We start from the raw sequence: 7,394 nt of genomic DNA, 5'->3' as shown, positions 1-7,394 counted from the left end.
AGTCACACTTTTGGGCAGCTGGATGGCCTGCTCTGCGCGGAATTAAGTGGCTTTTTTCAGGGAGTTAGGGAGCAAAGCTGACCCCCTGAAGTCACAGCAATTCCCCCCGTGTTGCGTGTCAACCGGCCCCCCTTGCGCTGCCTGGGTCAGGGTGGGGGCCGGGCTTGCTCAGCCCAGCGCCATCCGCGCCTTTTCGGCCAGTTCGGTGCGGGCCTGGTTGTATTCGGCTTCCAGCCGGTCAACCCGGTCAGCCACGCTTTCAACTGCCTTGACCGCGCCGATGCCCTGGCCAGAGCCCCAGATGTCTTTCCACGCCTTGGCTTCGGTGTTGCCGCCCGAACCAAAGTTCATCGCGCTGGGATCGCTGACCGGCAGGTTGTCCGGATCGAGCCCGGCGGCGACGATCGATGGGCGCAGGTAGTTGCCGTGGACGCCGGTGAACAGGTTCGAATAGACGATGTCCGAGGCGGTTCCGGCGACGATCGCGTCCTTGTAGCCTTGCTCGGCATTGGCTTCGCGGGTCGCGATCCAGGCTGAACCGATATAGCCAAAGTCCGCGCCCATCGCTTGCGCGGCCAGCACCGAGCGCCCGCAGGCGATCGAGCCGGACAGCGCGACCAGCCCGCTGAACCATTCGCGGATCTCCTGCATCAGGGCGAACGGGCTGAGCGTGCCGGCGTGCCCGCCAGCCCCGGCGGCGACCGGGATCAGCCCGTCCGCGCCCTTTTCCACCGCCTTGCGCGCGAACCGGTCATTGATCACATCGTGCAGCACGATCCCGCCCCACTGGTGGACCGCCTGATTGACATCCTCACGCGCGCCCAATGAGGTGATCACCATCGGCACCTGCCACTTGGCGCAGACCTCCATATCCTCATCCAGCCGGTTGTTGCTCTTGTGGACGATCTGGTTGACCGCGAAAGGCGCGGCGGGGCGATCCGGGTTGTCGCGGTTGTGCGCGGCCAGTTCCTCGGTAATCCGGTGCAGCCATTCGTCCAGCACGCCCGAGGGCCGCGCGTTGAGCGCCGGGAAGCTGCCGATGATTCCCGCCTTGCACTGCGCGATGACCAGATCCGGCCCGGAAATGATGAACAGCGGCGAAGCGATGACGGGCAGGCGCAGGCGATCAAACGGAGCGGGAAGGGGCATGCGGGTTCCTTGGCTTAAGCGGTCGGTTAAGCCGTTCATATGAAGCGCGGGCGGGCTTGTCGAGTGGCGGAGTGAAACTGATTTGCGCGGGCCCACTGCACTGCTAGGCTTGGCCCATGACCGCTCTCGTCGAAGCCCTGTCGCGCCATGCCGAGCATGCCTTTTCCAAGGGCCCCTGCGCGGAACTGCGGCTGGTGGCCGGGCACGGGGTAGAAGGGGACGCGCATTTCGGGCGGCTGGTGCAGCACCTGTCGCGGATGAAGCAGAACCCGCAGCAGGCCAACCTGCGGCAGGTCCACCTGATCCACGTCGAACTGCTGGAGGAGCTGGCGGGCAAAGGTTTTGCGGTGGGGCCGGGCCAGCTGGGGGAAAACGTGCTGACCCGCGGGATCGACCTGCTCGGCCTGGCTCGCGGAACCCGGCTGCGGCTGGGGGAGCAGGCGCTGATCGAGATCACCGGCCTGCGCAACCCGTGCCGGCAGATCGACGGCTTCGCCCCCGGGCTGATGGCCGCCACGCTGGATCACGGGCCGGACGGCGCGCTGATCCGCAAATGCGGGGTGATGGCCGTGGTGATCGAGGATGGCACGGTGCGGGCAGGAGACTCCATCGCGCTCGATTCGGTGCCGCTGGGCTTTGAGCCGCTGGAGCCGGTCTAGCTCCAGGCCTGCTGGTACAGCGCCTCGATCTCGGCCTGGTCCGGTACGCGCGGGTTGTTGGCGGGGGAGCCGCTAGCGATCGCCTGTGCGGCCATCACCGGCACCAGCGCATCCCAGCGCGCGCGGTCGATGCCGTAGCTGTGGGGAGTGGGGACGGAAAGGTCATGGTTGACCTGTTGCAGCGCCTCAACCAGCCGCCCGACCGCGCCCTGATCGCTCTCGCCAGCGCGCGCCACGCCCATCGCCCGCGCGCACTGGGCATAGCGGGGCAGGGCCATGGGGGCAGACCACTGCGTCACCAGCGGCATCAGCATCGCGTTCGACAGGCCGTGCGCCACGTGGAAATGCGCGCCGATCGGGCGGCTCATCCCGTGAACCAGCGCGACCGAGCTGTTGGAAAAGGCGATCCCGCCCTGCAGCGCACCCAGCATCAGCGCCTCACGCGCCGCGCGGTTGCCGGGGTCGGCGCAGGCGAGCGGCAGGTTGGGCCAGATCAGCCGCATCGCAGAGAGCGCGGCGGCATCGGAGAACGGGTTGGCGCGGCGCGAGACATAGGCTTCGACCGCGTGGACCAGGCTGTCGATCCCGGTATCGGCGGTCAGCCGCGCGGGCTTGGTCAGGGTCAGCTCGAAATCGACCAGCGCCAGCGTGGGGAGATAGGCCAGCCCCGCGCAGAGCATCTTCTCGTCGGTCTCGGTATCGGTGATGATGGTGAAGCGGGTCGCCTCGCTGCCGGTGCCGGCCGTGGTGGGGATCGCCACGATCGGCAGACCGGGGGCATCCTCCTGATGCGGCGCCTTGAGATCGCGCACCGCCACATCGCGCAGGCCCTTGACCGCAACGATCTTGGCCGTGTCGATCGGGCTGCCGCCGCCCAGGCCGATCACGCAATCATGCTCGCCTTCGCGCAGGAAGGCGCATGCCGCCTCAACGCAAGTGACGGTCGGATCGGGCACGGCATCGGCAAAGGTCCGCGCTGCAATTCCGGCACCCGCCAGGACATCCAGCACCCGCTGGAGAATGCCCGATCCGGCGATCCACCCGTCGGTCACGATCAACGGGCGTGAGAGGCCGAACTGGCCGAGCGCTTCGGGCAGTTCGTTCAGCACACCCCCGCCGATGCGGATCGCGCGGGGCAGGTGGATTGCGGCCATGGTCTCTGCTCAGCCCTTTGGCCGGTACCAGATCGGCGAGGTATAGGCGCGTTCCTGATCCTTCAGTCGTGCGCCCGCCGGGGCCTTCAGCTTGAAGCGTGCCATGTCATAGGCGACCCAGCGCGGAGTGGGGATTTCCAGCACGCGGGCATAGTAGAACGCCCGCTCGCCAGGGCGGAAATCCGGATCGCGCCACACGGTATGCAGTTCTGCCGTGCCGATCGTGTTGCGATAGGTTGCGGTACCCAGGTCCACCGTATCGCCCACCGGAGTCAGCTTGCCCTTTGCCAGCTTGCGCCGCGCAGGCTCGCTCCAGCTTACGTCATAGATCATCTCGTGGCTTTCGCCCTTGGCATCGACCCAGCCCTTGATGATCTGGACCCGGTCCAGATTGGCGCCGGTCGGGTCTTTCAGCGCGGAAACCAGAAAGGTCGGCGCGCCCTTGCCCTGGGGCAGGGTGCCGCCCATTGGCACGCCGCGCGCATAGCCGGTGGTAACCCAGTCACCCTTGAAATCGCGCGGAGAAAAGCCCCAACCGCCAAACAGCCGCACGGTCATCCGCGGGCCGGTGGTGGCATAGACTTCGCGCCGCTGCAGCGCATCGAAGATCGCCTCGCGAGTGTTGGCGCTGGCCCAGACTGCGGCGAGGCCGCCAGCCTGATACTGCCAGCCGATCCGCCCTTCCTTGACCCCCGGGTTAACCTCTGTCGCCGCGCGATCAGAGCCGGGGCCTTCGTTGGAAAACTTGCCGAACCAGTTGTCTTCATCGGCCGATGCCAGAGAGGTATGGCTGTCGGTCGATCCGATCATGCCCAACTGATAGGGGTTTGCGCCGGTCTGCGCCTCGATCTGCAGGCCGCGCTTTAGCACTTCGCGGACATATTCGCCGGCAAACATGCCGGGCTGCTTGCGGGTGTTGAGCGGGGCATTGCCGTTTTCCCACCCGGCATCACCGAAATCGGCGAACTCGTCATTGCGCGAGAGATAGGGGTGGCTTTCGCTGTCGCCCTTGTACTGGGTCACCTCGACCAGCGGCTCATGCGCAGCACGGCGGCGGGCCATGGCGGCGGTCAGCGGGCCGCCGTCCCAATTGGTCATCATGAACGCAAGGCCGTTCGAAAGGTTCGAATTGTGCGGGATCGCCAGGGTCTGGCCGCCGGTCGCCTTGGCATAGGCATCCATGTAATCCCACAGCGGTTCCGGGCTCTTGTGCCCATCGGCGGGTAGCGGCAGCACGGTGCGCGCCTTGTCCGCGCCGTCGCGGAAAATCACGTTGCGGTGCAGGGTGTTGCCCTTGGGCTGGAGCGAATATTCGAACCCGACCATAGCGGTGAACTTGCCAGGCTGGTTGTACTGCTCAACCGCATCAAGCTGGCTGTCCCACACCCGCCGCGCGGTGGTGGCCATCCGCTTGGGGTCTGAGAAATCCGGCGGGACCGTCCCCGTGGCGACCGAGGTGATCATTTCGCGGAAGGCCTTGTAAGCCGCAGTGCCCCCTTCATGCATCATCGCCCGCCAGCGCTTCAGGGTGGGATCTTTGATCTGGTCTTCGGGGGTGTTGTACAGATCGGCCGTCACCCCGATCGCGTCGGAATGGTCGGTCACCACCAGAAAGTCGAGCGGGCGTTGCAGCCGGGCTTGGTCCCCGGCCGCGGTCTTGACCGTATCGCCCCGGGCAAAGCGCAGCGCGTCTTCCGGGGTCAGCCGCAGTCCGGCGGCAAAGGCATCAAACGAATTGGCGGTGTGCAGGTGGGTATCGCCCCACAACGGGCGCTGCGGGTGGGCCGAAGTGGCGGGCGCAGTGGTGGTGCTGGTCGTGGCGGTTGGCGCGGCTTGACCGGGCGCGGTGCCGCCACCGGCCAGAGTGACTGCACCGATCGCGGCAATCGCGCCGATCGCGCTGCTGGCATAGAGTTTCATGTATTCGCCTCCACCCTGTTGTCGTCGATCAGCCGAGCAAATGTTCGATGCCATAGAACCGCGCGGCGGTTCCGGCATAGAGTGCGGCTTTCTCATCCGCGCTGGCACCCAGCGTCAGGCGCTTGAACGTGTTCCACAGCACGGCATAGCTCGCACCCCATTTGTCCACGGGGTAATTGCTTTCAAACATCGCGCGGGCGGGGCCGAACGCCTCGATGCAGGTTTCGATGTAGGGCCGCCACATCGCCGCCAGTGTTTCTGACGATAGCCCGGCTTCGGGGCCGTGATCGGGCATCCCGGCAAAGCTCATCGCCAGTCCGCCCAGCTTGATCGACACGTTGGGGCATGCGGCGATCTGCTGGATCATGCTGCGCCAGCCATCAAAGCGTTCGTGCAGCTTGCCGTGATAGCTGCTCATGCCCAGCGGAGTGCCGCAATGGTCAAGCACGATCGGCTGAGCGGGAAAGGCCCGCGCCAGATCGAGCACGTCGCCCAGTTGCGGTTCGAGCAGCCAGGCGTCAAAGGTCAGCCCCAGTTCGCCCAAATGCTTGAAGCCCGCGCGGAACGCGGCGTCGCGGTAAAGCCCTGCGGGGTGATGGAACGGCGGACCCAGCACATCGGGATCGGCATTCCAGGCGGCGGCGTGGCGGATGCCCTTGAAGCGGGATGTGGCGGACATCAGCGCTTCCAGTACGGGGCGCGCGCCGTCGCCCAGGGTCAGATCGGCATGGCCGATGATCGCGGCGCACAGCCGCTGGCTGCCATAGAGCCCGCTGGCGCTTTGCGCGGCAACGCCGTTCACATACTCAACTTCGCCCAGCACTTTCAGCGCATCGCCATAGCTGCCGTTGTAAAACGCGCCGCATTCCATGAACACCGTGCCGATCACATTGTGCCCGCTGGTGGCATCGGCATGCAGTTCGTTGAACGTGTAATAGGGCGATCGCGCAACCGAAGCGACGAAAGGGTGGAGTGGTTCGGGAAAGGCCGCCATCATCGGGCGCAGATCCCACAGGTGGTGGTGCGGATCGATGATCGGCAGATCGGGTTCCAGGATCGCTTCGCTCACAGGGCCTCTCCTTTGTGCTTTGACGTGCAGCTTATGGAGCCTTGTGCGTTTGACAAGCGGTGATCGCGCTTTCATTAATCGCCCGATTAAATAATTCACGGGATAGGAGCACGGCGATGCAGTTTGAACATACCGACAAGGTCAAGGACCTGATCGCCAAGGTCGAAGCGTTCATGGATGAACACATCTATCCCAATGAAGCGGCCTATCACGATTTCGTGACCGATCCGGCCAACCAGTGGCAGGAATGGCCGGGGATGGAAGACCTCAAGCTCAAGGCGCGCGCACAGGGGCTGTGGAACCTGTTCCTGCCGCACGAATACGGGGAATTCTCGCCGGGCCTGACCAATCTGGAATATGCCCCGATTGCCGAAATTCTGGGCCGCGTGCCGTGGTCGAGCCAGGTGCTCAACTGTTCGGCCCCCGATACCGGCAACATGGAAGTGCTGGCCAAGTTCGGCAGCCCGGAGCAGCAGGACAAGTGGCTGAAGCCCTTGCTCGATGGCACGATCCGCTCGGCCTATGTCATGACCGAACCGCAAGTAGCGAGCAGCGACGCGACCCAGCTGGAACTGTCGATCACGCCGGACGGCGATGACTATGTCCTCAACGGGCGCAAGTGGTGGATTTCCAACGCGATGCACCCGCGCTGCGACATCTGGATCGTGATGGGCAAGACCGATTTCAATGCGCCCCGCCATGCCCAGCATTCGCAGATCCTGGTCGAACCGAACACGCCGGGGATCACCATTGTCCGCCATCTGACTGTGTTCGGATCGCACAATTCGCCCGGCGGCGAATGCGAGCTGCGGTTTGACAACGTGCGGGTGCCGAAAGAGAACCTGATCCTGGGCGAAGGGCGCGGGTTCGAGATTGCGCAAGGGCGGCTTGGGCCGGGGCGGATCCACCACTGCATGCGCTCGATCGGGCAGGCCCAGCGCGCACTGGAAATCATGTCGCGCCGGGCTGACAGCCGCTCTGCCTTCGGCAAGAAGCTGGCCGACCAGTCGAGCATCCGGCAGGACGTGGCCAAAAGCTTTTGCGAGATCGAGATGGCCCGCCTGCTGACGCTGAAGGCTGCGGACGCGATGGACCGGTATGGCAACAAGGTGGCCAAAGACCTGATCGCCGCGATCAAGGTGGTTGCCCCGCAAATGGCCCAGACCGTCTGCGACCGCGCGATCCAGGTCCACGGCGGGATGGGCGTGTCCGATGACACCCCGATCGCGCGGTTCTTCACGCTCAACCGCTTCGTGCGGATCGCTGATGGCCCGGACGAGGTCCACATGAGCCAGCTCGGCAAGGCCAAGATCAAGGAATATGTGAGCATGAACGCTCCAATCCTCCCCCCTTGGGGGAGGTGGCCCGCCGCAGGCGGGTCGGAGGGGGCGTGGAGGTCGGCCAGCGCGCCCCCTCCGTCAGCCCTGCGGGCTGCCACCTCCC

6 protein-coding genes are annotated in these 7,394 nt (G+C 65.4%); 2 read left to right on the top strand and 4 right to left on the bottom strand.

All coding sequences use genetic code 11. From position 1 onward, the window contains the following. Positions 1 to 168: 168 nt before the first annotated feature. Positions 169 to 1,149, bottom strand: coding sequence for an NAD(P)H-dependent flavin oxidoreductase (locus MNBBLIKP_RS02160; RefSeq protein WP_088307020.1), 981 nt, complete (start codon positions 1,147 to 1,149; stop codon positions 169 to 171). Between the two features lie 116 nt (positions 1,150 to 1,265). Between MNBBLIKP_RS02160 and MNBBLIKP_RS02155 the strand changes: the two genes are divergently transcribed. Next, entirely contained in the window at positions 1,266 to 1,808 is a 543-nt protein-coding gene (locus MNBBLIKP_RS02155; protein WP_088307018.1) for an MOSC domain-containing protein, read from the top strand. Here MNBBLIKP_RS02155 and MNBBLIKP_RS02150 read toward each other — a convergent pair. The 3 genes from MNBBLIKP_RS02150 to MNBBLIKP_RS02140 are packed head-to-tail and all read right to left on the bottom strand — an operon-like array spanning position 1,805 to position 5,951. Next, positions 1,805 to 2,962: an iron-containing alcohol dehydrogenase gene (locus MNBBLIKP_RS02150; protein ID WP_088307016.1), complete on the bottom strand. Its 1,158-nt coding sequence runs from the start codon at positions 2,960 to 2,962 to the stop codon at positions 1,805 to 1,807. The two genes, MNBBLIKP_RS02155 and MNBBLIKP_RS02150, sit on opposite strands and share 4 nt — an antisense overlap. A 9-nt stretch (positions 2,963 to 2,971) precedes the next feature. Then, positions 2,972 to 4,882, bottom strand: coding sequence for a DUF3604 domain-containing protein (locus MNBBLIKP_RS02145; RefSeq protein ID WP_088307014.1), 1,911 nt, complete (start codon positions 4,880 to 4,882; stop codon positions 2,972 to 2,974). 28 nt (positions 4,883 to 4,910) lie between these two features. After that, positions 4,911 to 5,951, bottom strand: a complete 1,041-nt coding sequence (locus tag MNBBLIKP_RS02140) for an amidohydrolase family protein (protein WP_088307012.1) — start codon at positions 5,949 to 5,951, stop codon at positions 4,911 to 4,913. A 116-nt stretch (positions 5,952 to 6,067) separates the two neighbouring features. On the opposite strand from MNBBLIKP_RS02140, the gene MNBBLIKP_RS02135 reads away from it, so the two are divergent. Next, positions 6,068 to 7,394 (top strand): acyl-CoA dehydrogenase family protein (locus MNBBLIKP_RS02135; RefSeq protein WP_140420505.1); only part of this gene is annotated, 1,327 nt, incomplete at its 3' end.

Origin of the sequence: Novosphingobium sp. B 225 (assembly GCF_002198665.1) — a bacterium.
In the GTDB taxonomy this organism is placed as follows: domain Bacteria; phylum Pseudomonadota; class Alphaproteobacteria; order Sphingomonadales; family Sphingomonadaceae; genus Novosphingobium.
The sequence above is the reverse complement of the archived record's forward strand: the minus strand, read 5'-3'. Positions and strand labels throughout refer to the sequence as shown.